The organism is Catenuloplanes niger (assembly GCF_031458255.1).
GTDB classification, from domain to species: Bacteria; Actinomycetota; Actinomycetes; order Mycobacteriales; family Micromonosporaceae; genus Catenuloplanes; species Catenuloplanes niger.
In genome coordinates this window covers 3,899,092-3,914,355 of the sequence record NZ_JAVDYC010000001.1, presented here as the reverse complement: position 1 = coordinate 3,914,355, position 15,264 = coordinate 3,899,092, and the positions used below count along the sequence as shown (strand labels likewise).

Annotated in this window: 13 protein-coding genes; 8 read left to right on the top strand and 5 right to left on the bottom strand. The window is 73.1% G+C overall.

Going from position 1 to position 15,264, the window contains the following annotated elements; all coding sequences use genetic code 11:
• The first annotated feature begins 132 nt into the window (after positions 1-132).
• The 3 genes from J2S44_RS17055 to J2S44_RS17045 are packed head-to-tail and all read left to right on the top strand — an operon-like array spanning position 133 to position 2,833.
• Positions 133-1,059 (top strand): ABC transporter substrate-binding protein, encoded by a 927-nt coding sequence (locus tag J2S44_RS17055; RefSeq protein WP_310429735.1) that lies wholly within the window; start codon positions 133-135, stop codon positions 1,057-1,059.
• Positions 993-2,072, top strand: a complete 1,080-nt coding sequence (locus J2S44_RS17050; protein ID WP_374727990.1) for a FecCD family ABC transporter permease — start codon at positions 993-995, stop codon at positions 2,070-2,072. The genes J2S44_RS17055 and J2S44_RS17050 overlap by 67 nt, the downstream gene beginning before the upstream one ends.
• The gene (locus J2S44_RS17045) at positions 2,072-2,833 is read left to right on the top strand and encodes an ABC transporter ATP-binding protein (protein WP_310429733.1); all 762 of its coding nucleotides are present in this window, start codon (positions 2,072-2,074) and stop codon (positions 2,831-2,833) included. The genes J2S44_RS17050 and J2S44_RS17045 overlap by 1 nt, the downstream gene beginning before the upstream one ends.
• A gap of 5 nt (positions 2,834-2,838) precedes the next feature.
• Here J2S44_RS17045 and J2S44_RS17040 read toward each other — a convergent pair whose 3' ends face one another.
• Entirely contained in the window at positions 2,839-4,095 is a 1,257-nt protein-coding gene (locus J2S44_RS17040) for a hypothetical protein (protein ID WP_310414648.1), read from the bottom strand.
• Positions 4,096-4,181: 86 nt separating this feature from the next.
• On the opposite strand from J2S44_RS17040, the gene J2S44_RS17035 reads away from it, so the two are divergent.
• A complete protein-coding gene (locus J2S44_RS17035) occupies positions 4,182-5,363 on the top strand; it encodes an NAD(P)/FAD-dependent oxidoreductase (RefSeq protein ID WP_310414645.1) in 1,182 nt (393 codons plus the stop codon).
• Positions 5,364-5,416: 53 nt separating this feature from the next.
• Here J2S44_RS17035 and J2S44_RS17030 read toward each other — a convergent pair whose 3' ends face one another.
• From J2S44_RS17030 to J2S44_RS17020, 3 genes are all read right to left on the bottom strand, one after another.
• Positions 5,417-6,253: a CPBP family intramembrane glutamic endopeptidase gene (locus J2S44_RS17030; RefSeq protein WP_310414642.1), complete on the bottom strand. Its 837-nt coding sequence runs from the start codon at positions 6,251-6,253 to the stop codon at positions 5,417-5,419.
• A 117-nt stretch (positions 6,254-6,370) separates the two neighbouring features.
• A complete protein-coding gene (locus tag J2S44_RS17025; RefSeq protein ID WP_310414638.1) occupies positions 6,371-8,173 on the bottom strand; it encodes a glycoside hydrolase family 15 protein in 1,803 nt (600 codons plus the stop codon).
• 39 nt (positions 8,174-8,212) lie between these two features.
• Positions 8,213-10,186, bottom strand: coding sequence for a HelD family protein (locus tag J2S44_RS17020; RefSeq protein WP_310414635.1), 1,974 nt, complete (start codon positions 10,184-10,186; stop codon positions 8,213-8,215).
• 232 nt (positions 10,187-10,418) lie between these two features.
• Here J2S44_RS17020 and J2S44_RS17015 point away from each other — a divergent pair, with 232 nt between their 5' ends.
• The 4 genes from J2S44_RS17015 (at position 10,419) to J2S44_RS17000 (ending at position 14,156) form a co-directional block, all read left to right on the top strand.
• Positions 10,419-11,012, top strand: a complete 594-nt coding sequence (locus tag J2S44_RS17015) for an ArsR/SmtB family transcription factor (protein WP_310414633.1) — start codon at positions 10,419-10,421, stop codon at positions 11,010-11,012.
• 131 nt (positions 11,013-11,143) lie between these two features.
• Entirely contained in the window at positions 11,144-12,376 is a 1,233-nt protein-coding gene (locus J2S44_RS17010; protein ID WP_310414629.1) for an MFS transporter, read from the top strand.
• A gap of 110 nt (positions 12,377-12,486) precedes the next feature.
• The gene (locus tag J2S44_RS17005) at positions 12,487-13,581 is read left to right on the top strand and encodes a hypothetical protein (protein ID WP_310414626.1); all 1,095 of its coding nucleotides are present in this window, start codon (positions 12,487-12,489) and stop codon (positions 13,579-13,581) included.
• Positions 13,582-13,709: 128 nt separating this feature from the next.
• Positions 13,710-14,156 (top strand): GNAT family N-acetyltransferase, encoded by a 447-nt coding sequence (locus J2S44_RS17000; RefSeq protein WP_310414620.1) that lies wholly within the window; start codon positions 13,710-13,712, stop codon positions 14,154-14,156.
• Positions 14,157-14,364: 208 nt separating this feature from the next.
• Here J2S44_RS17000 and J2S44_RS16995 read toward each other — a convergent pair whose 3' ends face one another.
• Positions 14,365-15,213 (bottom strand): menaquinone biosynthetic enzyme MqnA/MqnD family protein, encoded by an 849-nt coding sequence (locus J2S44_RS16995; RefSeq protein ID WP_310414616.1) that lies wholly within the window; start codon positions 15,211-15,213, stop codon positions 14,365-14,367.
• Between the last annotated feature and the right edge of the window lie 51 nt (positions 15,214-15,264).

Here is a 15,264-nt window from a genome sequence, read left to right as displayed (position 1 = left end):
AAGTCCGGTGCGAATCCGGCGCTGTCCCGCAACTGTGAAAGCCAGGTCGCCTGCGGAGCACGGTTGCGATCAACGCCCTCGCGGACCGGGGCGCGTCGCGACGACGCGTGCCGGTTCGCCGTCGAACCGGAGGTGGCCGTGGCGCGCGGACGTCGTACCCTCGCAGTGATTCTCGCCCTGCTGACGATCGGGGGGTGTGCGAGCCCGGACGAACCGGCACCGCCCGCGGCGTCCTCCCCGGCGAGCGCCGCGTTCCCGGTCACGGTCGGCGGCGTCACGCTCGACGAGCGGCCGGACCGGATCGTCTCGCTCTCCCCGACCGCCACCGAGGTGCTGTTCGCGATCGGCGCCGGACCGCAGGTGGTCGCGGTCGACGACCAGTCCGACTACCCGGCCGGCGTGCCGGTGACTGATCTGTCCGGCTTCCAGCCGAACGCGGAGGCGATCACCGCGCGGACGCCGGACCTGGTGGTGCTCTCGAACGACATCAACGGCATCGTCGCGTCGCTCACCACGCTGCGGATCCCGGTCTACCTGGCCCCGGCCGCGACCTCGCTGGACGACGCGTTCCGCCAGTGGCGCGAGCTGGGCACGCTGACCGGGCACCCGGCCGACGCCCTGGTCGGCCAGGTCGGCACCGAGATCGACAAGCTGGTCGCCGCCCTGCCGGAACGGGCCAAGCCGCTGACCTACTACTACGAGCTCGGTCCGGAGCTGTACTCGGCGACGTCCACCACGTTCGTCGGCGCGCTGCTCGGCCGTGCCGGGCTGACCAACGTGGCCGATCCGGCCGACGCGAACGGCGCCGCCGGCGGATATCCGCAGCTCAACCAGGAGTTCCTGGTGAAGGCGAACCCCGACTTGATCTTCCTGGCCGACGTCACCTGCTGCGCGCAGAGCGCGGCGACCGTCGCGGCCCGGCCCGGCTGGGACACCATGACCGCGGTGCGGGCGAAGCAGGTCGTGGCGCTCGACGACGACGTCGCGTCCCGCTGGGGCCCGCGCGTCGTCGACCTGGTCCGCGCGGTCACGGACGCGGTGGCCAAGGTCCCCGCGTGACCCGGCTGCGGCCGCTGTGGTGGCTGACCGGCCTGCTCGCGGTGGCCGTGGCGGGTGTCGCCGGGCTCGCGTTCGGGCCGGTCCCGCTGCCGCCCGTCGCCGTCGCGACGGAGATCGTCAACCTCCTTCCGGGGGTACGGATGACGAGCGGCCTGGACGAGCGCGAGGTCGCGGTGCTGCTGCAGTTGCGGTTGCCGCGCGTGGTGCTGGGCCTGCTCGTCGGCGCGATGCTGGCCCTGGCCGGCGCCGCCTACCAGGGCGTGTTCCGGAACCCACTGGCCGACCCGTACCTGCTCGGCGTGGCGGCCGGCGCGGGACTGGCCGCCACCGCGGTGATCGCGCTGGACGGTCCGCGCACGCTGCTCCCGGCCGCCGCGTTCACCGGTGCGCTGGCCGCGATCGGACTGACCTACCTGCTCGGCGCGGCCGGCGGCCGGGACCGGTCACCGGCCGCGCTGATCCTCGCGGGCGTCGCGGTGGCCGCGTTCCTGGAGGCCGGGCAGACCTGGCTGATGCAGCGGCACGCGGACGACCTGCGCGAGATCTACTCCTGGCTGCTCGGCCGGCTCGCCACCGGCGGCTGGTCGGACGTGCGCATGCTGCTGCCGTACGTGGTGGTCACCGCGGTCGTGGTGCTGCTGCACCGGCGCGAGCTGGACGTGCTCACGGTCGGCGACGAGGAGGCGGCCGGGCTGGGCCTGCATCCGCAGCGCTCCCGGCTGATCCTGGTCGCGGCCGCGTCGCTGGGCACCGCGGCCGCGGTCTCGGTCTCCGGGCTGATCGGCTTCGTCGGCGTGATCGTGCCGCACACGGTCCGGCTGCTGGCCGGTGCGTCGTACCGGGCGGTCCTGCCGCTGTCGATGCTGTTCGGCGCCGCGTTCCTGATGCTGGCCGACCTGGTCGCGCGCACCGCGGTGGCGCCGGCCGAGGTGCCGATCGGCGTGATCACCGCGTTGTTCGGCGCGCCGTTCTTCGTGCTGGTGCTGCGTACCCACCGGCGGGTGGCGCTGTGATCCGGGTCCGCGGTCTGCGGGTGCTGCTCGGCGGCGCGACGGTCCTGGACGGCGTGGACCTCTCCGTGGCGCCCGGCGAGTGGGTGACGGTCATCGGGCCGAACGGCGCGGGCAAGTCGACGCTGCTGCGCGCGCTGACCGGCGCGGTGCCGTACACCGGCAGCGTCGGACTGGACCCCGGCGTGGAGGTCACCGCGCTGCGGCGGCGCGAGCGGGCCCGGCGGATGGCCACGGTCGCGCAGAGCCCGGCGGTGCCGCCCGGCATGACGGTCCGCGAGTACGTGCTGCTCGGCCGCACCCCCTACGTGCCGCCGCTCGGCCGCGAGTCCGCCGCGGACCTGGCCGTCGCGGACGAGGAGATCGCGGCGCTGGACCTGGTCACGTTCGCGGACCGGCCGATGACCACGCTGTCCGGCGGCGAGCGGCAGCGCGCGTTCCTGGCCCGCGCGCTCGCCCAGCGCGCCCCGCTGCTGCTGCTCGACGAGCCGACCAGCGCGCTCGACATCGGCCACCAGCAGGACGTGCTCGACCTGGTCGACCGGCTCCGCCGGGACCGCGGGCTGACCGTGGTCGCCACCATGCACGACCTGTCGATCGCGGGCGAGTACGCGGACCGCATGGTGCTGCTCGCGGCCGGCCGGGTGGCGGCCGTGGGCACCCCGGCCGAGGTGCTGACCGAGTCGCTGCTGGCCACGCACTACCGGGCCCGGGTCCGTGTCCTGCCCGGCGAACACGGACCCCTGGTCGTCCCGGTGCGCTGAAGGCCCTAGTCGAGCAGATGGGCGTAGCGGTCCGGCGGGCCGCTCCAGGCCACCTCCGTGTCGAGCAGCACGGCCCAGTCCGGGCGCCACTGCGGTGACCGGCGCGTCATCTCCGCGTTCAGCTGGTCCAGCCAGGGGCCGGTGATGCCGTCGTACTCCCACCACTCCGGCCACGAGTCCCAGCGCCGTTCGACGCGGAAGTCGTCCGCGCTCGTCTCCAGCCGCACGAACAGCCACCGGCCGCGGCCACCGGCGTTCTCCGCCGTCCACAGTGCGCGGACCAGGTCGCTCGCCTCCCGGTACGCCGACCAGGAGTTCTCCCCCTCGCGGGTCGCGGGCGGGAACTCGCCGGGTTGCTCGCTGGAGCCGTCGATCTCCAGCTGGAACAGCGCCGAGCAGCGGCCGTCGCCGCGCGGCGCCCGGCCGCGCGCCCAGTGGATCAGCGCGGTCAGTTCCGGCGACGCCGGGTAGGTCGTCTCGTCCGGCCGGTCCAGCTCGTGGGCCTGCCGCATCGCGGTCCAGACCAGCTGCTGGTGCTGTTCGTCGCTGAGCGCGCGGACCCGGCGGCGGACCGGGCGCGCGGGCGCGGCCGGCACGAACGGCGCGGCGCTGCCCGGAGTGCCGCCGCCCTGCGCGGCCGCGGCCACGCCGGCACGCGGGTCGGGTTGCACCGCGCTGATCCGGCCGAGCAGGTTCCACAGCACGGTCTCGTCCACCGCGCGGGCGTACGCGGCGGCCAGCAGCCGGTCCGCGGCCGCGTTCACGGACGCGCGCTCGCGCACCGAGTCGGCGGGACCGTGCCGGCCCCACTCGAAGACGATCTCACCGAGCGCCAGCAGCGCCTGCTCGTCGTCGATCACCTCGCGGACCGTGGCCAGCAGACCGTCGTCGCCCAGGTCGTGCGGGTACGCGACGCGGTGCCAGGCCTTGTCGTACCAGTAGACGTACCCGAGCCGGTCGAGATTCGCGGCCGAGGTCAGGTCCGCCCAGGGCAGCCACTCGGGCGCGCCGGCCAGCAGGTCGATCGGCGGGCTGTGGTCCACGGTTCGGCTGTACTCGTGGTCGTACCCGAAGAGCACCGCCCGGTCGCCGTCGATCAGGGTCAGCCGGGCGTAGTTGCCGCCGTGATCGTCGTGGTGCGCGCCGGCACCGTCGATCCAGTACACGTCCCGGTATCCGATCGTCGCGAGCGCGGCCGCCTGCGCGACCCACCGCGCCCACAGTTGCGGGGGCGCGTCGAGGTCAACAGTCGTGATCTCCATGTGTACAAAGGTGCCATGAAACATCGGCCGAACGGCCAGCCGGTCACCTCGTTGACGCACCGGTCCCGGTCGACCACGGTGGGATCATGTATGACGCGATCGTTGTCGGCGCGCGCACCGCGGGCTCGCCGACCGCCATGTTGCTGGCCCGTCAGGGGCACAGCGTTCTGCTCCTGGACCGGGCCACGTTTCCCAGCGACACCCTGTCGACGCACCTGATGCACGTCCCCGCGATGGCCGCGCTCAAGCGGTGGGGCCTGCACGACGCGGTGGTCGCGACCGGCGCGCCCCCGCACACGACGTTCACCATGGACTTCGGCCCGTTCGCGATCGTCGGCCAGCCGCCGCCGTTCGAGGGTGCCGAGTCGCCCTACTGCGTACGCCGCACCGCGCTGGACGAGATCCTGGTCGGCGCGGCCCGGGACGCGGGCGTGGAGGTGCGTACCGGCACCGGCGTGGACGAGATCCTGATCGAGGACGGCACGGTCACCGGCGTGCGGACCCGGGACGGCGCGGTCGAGCGGGCGCGCATCGTGATCGGCGCGGACGGCCTGCACTCCACGGTCGCCAAGGCGGTCGGGGCGAAGGCCTACGCGGACACGCCGTCGCTGACCGCGGGCTACTACGCGTACTACACCGGCGTCTCGCGGGACGGCGCGGAGATCTACAACCTCGGCGACCGTACGGTGGTGGTGTTCCCGACCAACGACGGGACCGCCGTGGTGTTCGTGGCCTGCCCGATCGCGGACTTCCACGACTTCCGCGCGGACGTCGAGGGCAACTACACGGCCGCGATCGCGCGTGTGCCGGGCCTGGCGGAGCGGGTGGCCGCCGGCGAGCGCACCGAGCGGATCCGGGGCACCGCGGACGTGCCCAACTTCCTCCGCGAGGCGTACGGCGACGGCTGGGCGCTGGTCGGTGACGCCGGTTACCACAAGGACCCGTGCATGGCGGCGGGCATCATGGACGCGTTCCTGTCCGCGGAGTGGCTGGCCGCGGCCGTGCACGCGGGCCTGTCCGGTGAGCGGCCGATGGCGGACGCGCTCGCCGGGTACCAGACCGTCCGCGACGAGCGCTTCCTGCCGTACCTTCGGATGACCGTGGGCCTGGCCTCGATGGAACCGCCGGCGCCGGAGCAGGCCGCGCTGTTCGCGAAGATCGCGTCCGACCCGGCCGAGTCCACCCGCTTCTTCGGTGCGCTCCAGGGCAGCACGCCGATCGACGAGTACCTCTCCCCGGCGAACGTCACCCGCATCATGACCGCCTGAGTTGGTGCTCGAGGCGCCGGCCCGGCCGGCGCCTCGATCGCCGAACGGCCTGGCTACCGCGCGCGGGACCGGAACCGCCCGGCTCGCCGGGCCCGGCGGAGCAGCAGGACCGCCGGCACCGCGCAGACCAGCATCGCGACCGGGCTGGCCTCCGGGCCGAACGCGCCGCCGGTCAGCGCGGTCCGCGAGGTGTCCAGTGCCAGGTGCAGCAGGCCGGTGTCGCCGCCCGGGGTGCCGGAGGTCGCGTTGCCGAACACGCCCAGCTCGGCGAAGTTCCAGGCGAAGTGCAGGCCGATCGGCGGCCACAGCGAGCGGGTCAGCAGGTAGCAGGCCGCGGTCAGGGTGCCGCCGGCCAGGCCGATCGCGATCGCGCCCCAGAGCGTGGCGCCCGCGTTGACCAGGTGCGTCAGGCCGAAGAACGCGGACGACACGACGACCGCCACGACGCTGCCGGCGCGCTCCTCCAGGATCCGGAAGACGACGCCGCGGAACAGCAACTCCTCGTTGACCGCGACGCTCGCCATCATTCCCATGGTGACCAGGAAAGCGCCGACGGAATGCCATCGGAGGCTCACCCAGCCACCGAGCACACCGATCAGCAGAATGGTCGCCAGGAACAGCGCGAAACCGAGCAGGATGCCTTTTCGGAGACCCGCCCACATGCCGTTCCGGGACACCTCGGTCGCCTCTCGGCCCTCCACCCGCCGGTTCAGCCAGACGTAGAGCGCGATCGCGGCGACGCTGGTCAGCAGCCCGGTGAGCAGCGCGACGAGTGGATCGAACGCGGCCAGGACGTTGATTCCGCGGGCCGCCGCCAGCACCGCGGCCATCGCGCCGAGAAGGATCGGAAAACGGAATCGCCGGAGCTGTTCCTGCCGCGGAGTGATCATCGACCCGATCCTTGTGTGTCGCTCATGTCCCTGACCTGAGCGACGCTACGGATCGGGCCGAGTCACCCCATCCCCGTGCGGGGAGCAATCGAGGGTCCCCCGCGTGGGGGACCGCGGCTACCGGTCGAGCGCGGCGTCCAGGTTGACCGCCGCGGAGATCAGCGCGAGGTGCGTGAACGCCTGCGGGAAGTTGCCGAGCTGTTCGCCGGACGGGCCGATCTCCTCGGCGAACAGGCCGACGTGGTTCGCGTACGTCAGCATCTTTTCGAAGATCATCCGGGCCTCGCGGACCCGGCCGGCCCGGGTGAGCGCCTCGACGTACCAGAAGGAGCAGAGGTTGAACGTGCCCTCCTGGCCGGCGAGCCCGTCGTGGCCGGTGTGCGCGTACCGGTGGACCAGGCTGTCCGAGGCCAGCTCGGCGGAGATCCGGTCCAGCGTGGACAGGAACCGCGGGTCGGTCGGGCCGGAGAACTTAACCAACGGCATGACCAGCAGCGACGCGTCCAGCAGCTTGCTGCCCGGGTGCATCACGTAGGCACCGACCTCCCGGTCCCAGCACGAGTTCTGCACGAACCGGTAGGCCTGGTTGCCGAGCTTGCGCCACCGCTCGATCGGCGCCGGCAGTCCCCGGTCCCGGGCGAGCCGGCAGGCCCGGTCGTACGCCACCCAGGTCATCAGCGCGGAGTAGGTGAACCGCTGCCGTGGACCGCGGATCTCCCAGATGCCCTCGTCCGGCTCCTGCCAGTGGCTGGACAGCCAGTCGAGCCGCTTGGAGAGGTGGGTCCACAGGTCGTACGAGATCGGCACCTCGCGGTTGTAGAGGTAGACCGAGTCCATCAGCTCGCCGTACACGTCGATCTGCCGCTGGTTGACCGCGTTGTTGCCGATCCGGACCGGCGCGGAACCCCGGTATCCCTCCAGATGGTCGAGCGTGAACTCGGGGATCTCCGGGCTGCCGTCCACCGCGTACATGATCATGAGGTCGCGGTCCCGGTCGCGGTCCGCCTCCTCGCAGCGTTTCTGCACCCAGTCCATGAACGCGGCCGCCTCCTCCAGGAAGCCCAGCCGCATCAGCGCGTAGATGGTGAACGCGGCGTCGCGCAGCCACGCGTACCGGTAGTCCCAGTTCCGGATGCCGCCCAGCTCCTCCGGCAGCGACGTGGTCGGCGCCGCCACCAGCGCGCCGGTCGGGTGGTAGACCAGCAGCTTGAGCGCGAGCGCGGAGCGTTGCACGGTCTCCCGCCAGCGCCCGCGGTACTTGCACTGGCTCAGCCACCGCTGCCAGAAGTCCGAGGTGCGCACGAACAGGTCCTCGTTCTCGCCGTCGAGCAGCGGGCGCACCTCGCCCTTCCACTCCAGCTGGATCTCCACGGTCTCGCCCTCGTCCAGCGTGAACGTGGCGCCGACGCCGTTCTCCTCGATCTTCAGCGGCACGCTGGTGCGCAGCACGAACCGGCCGGCCGCGGAGGTGAACACCGCGCCGACGCCGCTGACCAGCTCGACCGTGTGCGACACCCGGCCGTAGTCGAAGGCCGGATGGCAGGCCAGCTCGAACGTGGCCCGGCCGCGGACCGCGCGCGCCCGGCGTACCAGCAGGTCGCGCGCGGCCGCGGTCTCCGAGGTCTCCGGAACCATGAAGTCGATCACCTCGCCGACCGCCTCCGCGCCGACGAAGCGGGTGACCAGGATGTTCGTCTCCGGCAGGTAGAGCTGCTTCGGGCGGGACGAGGCCCGGCTGCGGATCGAGAAGTAGCCGCCCTTCCGGGCGTCGAGCAGGGAGGCGAAGAGTGACGGCGCGTCGAACCGGGCCGGGCAGTACCAGTCGATGGTGCCGTCCGTGCCGACCAGTGCGATGGTGCGCAGGTCGCCGACGACGCCGTGCTCCTCGATCGGGAGGTAGCCGTTGCGGGGGAGTGTCATGTTCGTCCTCTCGCTGGGGCTCGCTCCCTAAACCATCGCTCAGGTCAGCGGCTCCGGCAGCGGAACGGCGTGAATGACAGTGAGGCGAGAGACCGCACGAGTCAGCACGACATAGAGCCTGTTCAATCCCCTTGGCTCGGCGTCGACGATCTCAGCAGGCTCGACGACGATCACGTGGTCGTACTCGAGTCCTTTGACGATCGAGGCGGGGACGATCTCGAGCCGATCACTCTGTGGGACGATCGCCGTCAGTGCCGCCACCGACGCGTCCGCCGCGATCACCGCGACCGACCCCTCGTGCTCCAGCGCGGCCCGCACCTCACGATCAAGATCACCGGCAAGATCGGTCGTCGCGCGTACGACCAGGGAGCCGTCCCGCCGCAGCGACTCGGCCGGCGGGACGTTCACCCGCAGCGCGGGCAGCAGCCGGTTGGCCAGCTCGACCACCACGGCCGGCACCCGGAAGCCGACGGTCAGCGGCACCACCGGCGCGCCCGGCTTGCCCAGATGCGCCAGCGACACCGCCCAGTCCGCGGACGCCCACGGCGCGGTGCCCTGCGCCAGGTCGCCGAGCAGCGTGATCGAGCCGTGCTCGCTGCGGCGCGCGATCGCTCGGCACTGCATCGGCGAGAGGTCCTGCGCCTCGTCCAGCACCACGTGCCCGAAGCTCGGCATCCGGTCCAGCAGCCCGGCGATCTCGTCCATCAGCACCGTGTCGGCGCTCGTCCACCGGGTGCTCTTCGGGGTCCGGCCGCCGGTCTTGACGATCGCGGCCTGTTCCTCGTCGGTGAGCAGGCCGCCGGCGTGCTCCCGCAGCGAGTCCGGGTCGGTCAGCAGCCGGTGCAGCAGGCCCTCCGGGGTCAGCGCGGGCCAGACCTCGTCCAGGAACTCGGTCACCGGCTTCGCCTTCGCCATCCGGCGCTGCCAGGACTCCGGCGGCGAGTCGCCCCGGCGCGCCTCCGACTGGCGCAGCAGCAGCGACACCACCCGGGCCCGGACCCGCTCGCGCCCCACCGCGTACGGCAGGCCCTCGCGCCGCGCCTCGTCCACCACCCGGCGCAGCGGCTCCTCGGCGATCCGCCACCGGTACGACCCGTCCGGCACGGTCATCGGCACGCTCGGCTTGCCGATGTGCGACCAGACCGCGCGGCGCAGCACCTCCGCCATCCGCGCGTCGTGCTTGACGACCGCGGCCGCCGTCCCGTCCTCGGCCCGGACGGGGACGCGCCCGATCAGGTCCTCGACCGTGCTCTGCGCGACCTCCACCTCGCCCAGCGCGGGCAGCACCGCCGCGATGTAGCCGAGGAACGCCCGGTTCGGCCCGACGATCAGCACGCCCGAGCGGCGCAACCGCTCCCGGTGCAGATACAGCAGGTACGCGGCCCGGTGCAGGCCCACCGCGGTCTTTCCGGTGCCGGGCGCGCCCTGCACGCAGAGCGAGTCGGCCAGATCCGCGCGGACCAGCTCGTCCTGCTCCGGCTGGATCGTCGCCACGATGTCCCGCATCGGCCCCACGCGCGGCCGCTCGATCTCCTGCGTCAGGATCTTCGACGCGGTGCCCAGCTCCTCGCCGCGATCCAGGTGCTCGTCCTCGAACGACGTGATCACGCCCTCGACGAAGCCGAACCGCCGCCGCACCGCCACGCCCCGCGGGTCCTTCACGCTGGCCCGGTAGAACGAGCGCGAGATCGGCGCCCGCCAGTCCAGCACCATCGGCTCGCCGGCCTCGTCCGTGACGTGCCGGCGCCCCACGTGGTAGCCGTGCCCGGCGTGCTCGCCGTCGCCGAAGTCCAGCCGGCCGAAGAACAACGGCGTCGACGGGTCGTCGGCCAGCTCCAGCACCCGCCGTGCCATGTGCCGGCCGAGCTGCTCCGCCGTGTACGAATCCCCGGCCACCTTGTCACCGGTGGCGAACAACGCCTCCGCGTGCTCCCGCATCCGCCGCAACGCGGACCGGGACGCGGCCAGGTGCTCCCGTTCGGCCGTCAACTCAATCTCAAGATCTGCGGGCACGCTGCATCCTCACGCATCTTCGCCGCTGCTCGCTCGCGTATCCGCAGCCCGTCACCTCCGGGCCCGGCGCGTGGGACGTCCGCTCCGGTGCCGTGCACCGCGGCCGTCAAGCGGTCATCCACCTTACGCCCCGTCCCTTCCCTTCTCCACCGATTTACGGCTCGACGCGACCCGCCGGGCCGGACACGGGCGGGCGGCTGGGATGATCGGGGTGGCTGAGGGAGGGGTGCTGATGACCGACGCGGAGCGGCGCGGGTCGCAGCGGGTGACGATCTCGGACCCGCGGGTCATGCGGGCACTGGCGCATCCCGCGCGGCTGGCCATCATGGAGCACCTCGGCTCGACCGGGGAGTCGGTGACCGCGACCTCGTGCGCGGAGGTGGCCGGGCTGTCGCCCAGCGCGACCAGTTACCACCTGCGCGCGCTGGCCAAGGCCGGCATGGTCGAGGCCGCGCCGAGCCGGGGCGACGGGCGGGAGCGGCTGTGGCGGGCGGCGGCCCCGTCGTTCAGCATCGACGCCGGACAGGACGCGTCCGACGACACCCGGGCCGCCGAGATCGCGCTGGTCGACGCCTACCTGCAGCGCGACTTCGAGCGGATCCGGGCCTATGTCCGGACCGCGCACCTGGCGCCGCCCGAGTGGTACAACGTCGGCCAGCTCAGCAGCATCGTCTGCACGATGACGGCGGACGAGGCGCTCAAGCTCAACCAGGCCATCATGGACCTGATCGACCCCTACCGCCGCCGCGGCCGCACCGATCCGCCGGCCGACGCCCGCACCGTGGTCATCCACTACGCCGCCACCCCGCAGGACGTCACGGACTGACCGGGCGTCCGGGCCGGCCGCCGCGCGCGGCCGTCCCGGCGTGCCCGCGTCCACGTCCGGCCGGGCCACTGCGTCAACCTCGCGGTCGAACGGCATTGCGCGGGCAAGATATGAAGCGTTACTTTCGAAGCATGTCTTTCACACCTGGGGCGGGCCGGCGGGACGTCTACCTGGCGGCGGGCGCGCGGGGGCTCTCGGTGGCCGGGGACCTGACGGCGGCCACGACGCTGGTGCTGACGTTGCAGTCGGCCGGGGCCGGCGGGTTCGCGGTGTCCGGGCTGATGCTGGCGGGCGTGCTCCCGCTGGTCGCACTGGCGCCGCTCACCGGCCGGGTCGTCGACCGGATGGACAGCCGACGGCTGCTGGTCGGCGTGGGGCTGGCGCAGGCGGCGGTCTGCGCGCTGCTGTCGTTCGTCACCACGCCTCTGCTGATCATCGCGCTGGTGGCGCTGATCGCCTGCGGTCTGGCGCTGACCCACCCGACGCTGGCGGCACTGCTGCCGGCCATGGTGAGCCGCGACGACCTGCCGCGGGCCATGGCGCTCAGCCAGACCGCGACCTCGATCGGCGCGCTCGCCGCGCCGGTGCTGGCCGGCGTGCTGGTCGGCCGGTTCGGCGCGCGGGTGCCGCTGCTGCTGGTCACCGTGGCGTTCCTCGCGCTGGCCGCGACCGGGCTGCTGATCCGCACGCGCCGGGGGCGCACCGGCGACACCGCCGCGGGCCCGGACGGGGCCGGGCAGCGGCAGTTCCGCTACTGGCGCGACCCGCTGCTCGGCGCGATCACGGTCGCGATCGCGGGCGTCGTGCTCGGCGTCGGCGCGATCAACGTGGTGGCCATCTTCTACCTGCGGGAGACGCTGGGCGCCTCCACCACGGCGTACGGGCTGATCGAGGCGCTCTGGGCCGCGGGCCTGCTGGCCGGCACGTGGGTGACGGTCCGGCTGGTCCGCCGGATGCGGGACGACGGCGCGCTGGTCTACGGCACGCTGTGCACGCTCGCCGCCACCTGCCTCGCCGTCGCCGCGATGGCGGTCTTCCCGGCCGTCCTCTGGGTGGCGCCGCTCTACCTGGTCGGCGGCTTCTTCAACGGCGGCCTGAACGTGCAGCAGAACGTGCTGGTCGCACGCCGGGTGCCGGCCGAGTCGCACGGGCGGGCGTTCGCGATCCTGGGCGGCTGGGTGCAGGGCGCGGGCCTGGCCGGGTACGCGCTGGCCGGCTTCCTGCTCGAGGCGCTCGCCCCGCGCACGCTGGTGTTCGCGCTCGGCACGGCCGGCGTCCTGATCTGCGCGCTGGTCGCGGTGCCGATCGTGCGCACGATCCACCGGGAGCGCCGGCCGGCCGCGCCCGCCCTGGTCACGGCCTGACACCCGTACCCAAATGTCGTGCTTCTCGGTTCCTGAAACGGTGGTCGTCGATGACGTGGCCGCCGGGAGACGATCAGGTGCCGTAACGGACGATCGGGGTGGGTGACGGGATGACCGGCAGACGAGGGACCACAGCCCGGGAGGATCTGGTCACCGTGGCGCTGACGACGGTCCTGGTGGCCGGCGGCATCACCGACGGGTGGGCGCACTCCAACCTGCCGTCCACGCTGGAGACGTTCTTCACGCCGTGGCACGGCCTGATCTACGCCGGCTTCGCCGGGCTCGCCGCCTGGACGTTCTGGCTGGCCTACCGGGTCCGGGCCGACGCGCCGCGCTGGTGGCGCGACGGCTGGCCCGCGGGCTATCGCGCCGGCGCGGTCGGCGTGCTCGTCTTCGGGGCGGGCGGTCTCGGCGACATGATCTGGCACGAGACGATCGGCATCGAGGTCGGCCTCAACGCCCAGTTCAGCCCGAGCCACCTGCTACTCGTGATCGGCGCGATCCTGCTGGCCGGCAGCCCGGTGCGCGCCTGGTGGGCCACCGCGGAGCACGGCCTGCGCACGGTCACCGGCGTCGCCGCGCTCGCGCTCGCCACCGCGCTCACCACGATCCTGCTCAGCCACTCCAACGCGTTCCTCACCGACGCGCCGACCCGGGAGTTCGTGCCGGGCAACGCCGCGTCGAACGGTGGCCTGGACGCGGCCGGCGGCTCCGTGGCGCTCCTCGGCGTGGACGCCTACGTCTTCACCACGCCGATCATCGCGATCCCGTTCCTGCTGGCGCACCGCCGCCGGCCCACACTCGGCGCCGGCGCCGCGATCGTCGCGGCCACGGTCCTGTTCGGGATGCTGATGTTCGAGTTCCCGGCCCCGATGGCGTTCGGCTCACTCGTCGCGGTGCTCGCCGCGCTGCTCGCCGACGTGATCGTGGTCTGGCTGGACGCGGTTCGCGGTCCCCGCGCGGCGCTGCGGCTGCCGATCGCGGGCGCGGTCCACGTCGCGCTGGTCTGGTCCGGCATGCTGCTCGGCCTGCACCTCGACGCGGGCCTGCGCTGGCCGCTCGAAATGATCACCGGGATCGTGGTCATCACGGCGGCCCTCGGCGCGCTGCTCGGCGGCCTCGCGACCCCACCCGCGGCACACCGCACGCCGGAACCGCATCGCTCCCCGGTCATGCCGGAGGAAAAGGCGCAGGTCACCACCTGACAGGCAATGATCTGCCCGCTTCCGGCGCGGTCACCTTCCCAGAGCTCCCGCGGGCTCCGGTCCCGCGGCGGTCGCCCGAGGCAACCCCATGGAGATCAACGGGAGGCGGGCCTGGCACCATGCCCCGCATGTCGCAGATCTCCCTCGTGCCGGTCGACTCCGGCAACTGGCGAGCCGTCGCCGGCCTGACCGTGGCCCCGCACCAGCGGGAATGGGTCGCACCACCCACCTACTACCTCGCGCTCTGCCAGTACGGCGACGCCGGCTGGCGCCCGCTCGCGGTGAGCGCGGACGGCGAGATCGTCGGCTTTCTGATGTGGACGATCGACCCGGAGGACGACGCCGCCTGGATCGGCGGCGTGATCATCGACGCGGAGCGGCAGGGCACCGGCCTGGGCCGCGCCGCGATCACGGCGCTGATGGAGAAGGTGCTGGCCGAGGAGCCGCAGGTGACCGGCTTCGCGCTCTCCTACGAGCCGGACAACGAGGCGGCCCGTCGCGCGTACGCCAGCGTGGGCTTCGCCGAGACGGGTGAGACCGAGGACACCGAGGTCGTCGCCCGCCTCAAGCGCTAGGCGCGCTCGGCCCCGACCGTCGCGGCCGCGTCGGGCGGTCCCGGATGACCGAGGCGGTGCCCGTGTCGGGCGGTCCCGGCTGACCGAGGCGGCCCGTGTGGGGCGGTTCCCGGGTGATCGGGACCGCCCGCGTCGTGCGGTTTCGGGTGGTCGAGGCGGTCCGCGCGTCGTTCCTGCGGGCCGGCTCGACCACCGTCGTGGTGCGGCGTCAGCCGGGGAAGAACGCCGGCCCGTCCGCGGGCAGGGCCGGCGCCTCGCCGCGGGCGGTGGCGCGGCGGGCGAACTCGCGCAGCCCCTCCACCTGGCGCTCGCCGAGCGAGAAGTCCAGCGCCCGGAAGTACGTGGCGAGCGTGGCCGCGTCGAACGGCTCCCAGCGCGCCGCCGCCTCCGCCACGTCGTCCAGCTCGGCGAGGCACAGGTCGCGCGAGCGCAGGAACGCCTCGTGCACGTCCTTGACCCGGCCCGGGTGCTGCGCGGCGAAGTCGCGGCGAGCGGCCCAGACCGCGAAGACCATCGGCAGGCCGGTCCACTCCCGCCAGGCCTGGCCCAGATCGGTGACGAACAGGCCGCGGCGCGGTGCCTCGTACATGCCGCGCAGCGCCACGTCGCCGATCACGACCGCGGCGTCCGCCTCCAGCAGCATCGCGGTCAGGTCCGGCGGGCAGGTGAAGTACTCCGGCCGCACGCCCCAGCGCTCGGCGAGCATCATCCGGGCGAGCAGCACGCTGGTGCGGGACGCCGAGCCGAGTGCCACCCGGGCGCCGTCCAGCTCCTCCAGCGGCTTCTTCGACACGATGTTCACGGAGAGCACCGGCCCGTCGCTGCCGACCGCGATGTCCGGCAGGAGCAGCAGCTGGTCCGCGTGCCGCAGGTACTCCAGCAGCGAGATCGGCCCGATGTCCAGGTCACCCGCGACGAGCGCGTCGTTGAGCGCGTCCGGGCTGTCCTTGTGCAGGTCGACGTCGAGGAGCGCGCCGGAGCGCATCAGACCCCAGTAGATCGGGAGGCAGTTGAGAAACTGGATATGGCCGACCCGGGGCCGCTGCGCCACGCTCATGCCCGCCACCGTATCCGTCGTCTCGTGCGGAACGCCCGTGAAGGTGTTTCA

Excerpts from the sequence above, each read along its gene's own strand:
- J2S44_RS17040 (WP_310414648.1), bottom strand. The coding sequence starts at position 4,095 with ATGGAGATCACGACTGTTGACCTCGACGCGCCCCCGCAACTGTGGGCG.
- J2S44_RS17035 (WP_310414645.1), top strand. The coding sequence starts at position 4,182 with ATGTATGACGCGATCGTTGTCGGCGCGCGCACCGCGGGCTCGCCGACC.
- J2S44_RS17030 (WP_310414642.1), bottom strand. The coding sequence starts at position 6,253 with ATGATCACTCCGCGGCAGGAACAGCTCCGGCGATTCCGTTTTCCGATC.
- J2S44_RS17025 (WP_310414638.1), bottom strand. The coding sequence starts at position 8,173 with ATGACACTCCCCCGCAACGGCTACCTCCCGATCGAGGAGCACGGCGTC.
- J2S44_RS17015 (WP_310414633.1), top strand. The coding sequence starts at position 10,419 with ATGACCGACGCGGAGCGGCGCGGGTCGCAGCGGGTGACGATCTCGGAC.
- J2S44_RS17010 (WP_310414629.1), top strand. The coding sequence starts at position 11,144 with ATGTCTTTCACACCTGGGGCGGGCCGGCGGGACGTCTACCTGGCGGCG.
- J2S44_RS17005 (WP_310414626.1), top strand. The coding sequence starts at position 12,487 with ATGACCGGCAGACGAGGGACCACAGCCCGGGAGGATCTGGTCACCGTG.
- J2S44_RS17000 (WP_310414620.1), top strand. The coding sequence starts at position 13,710 with ATGTCGCAGATCTCCCTCGTGCCGGTCGACTCCGGCAACTGGCGAGCC.
- J2S44_RS16995 (WP_310414616.1), bottom strand. The coding sequence starts at position 15,213 with ATGAGCGTGGCGCAGCGGCCCCGGGTCGGCCATATCCAGTTTCTCAAC.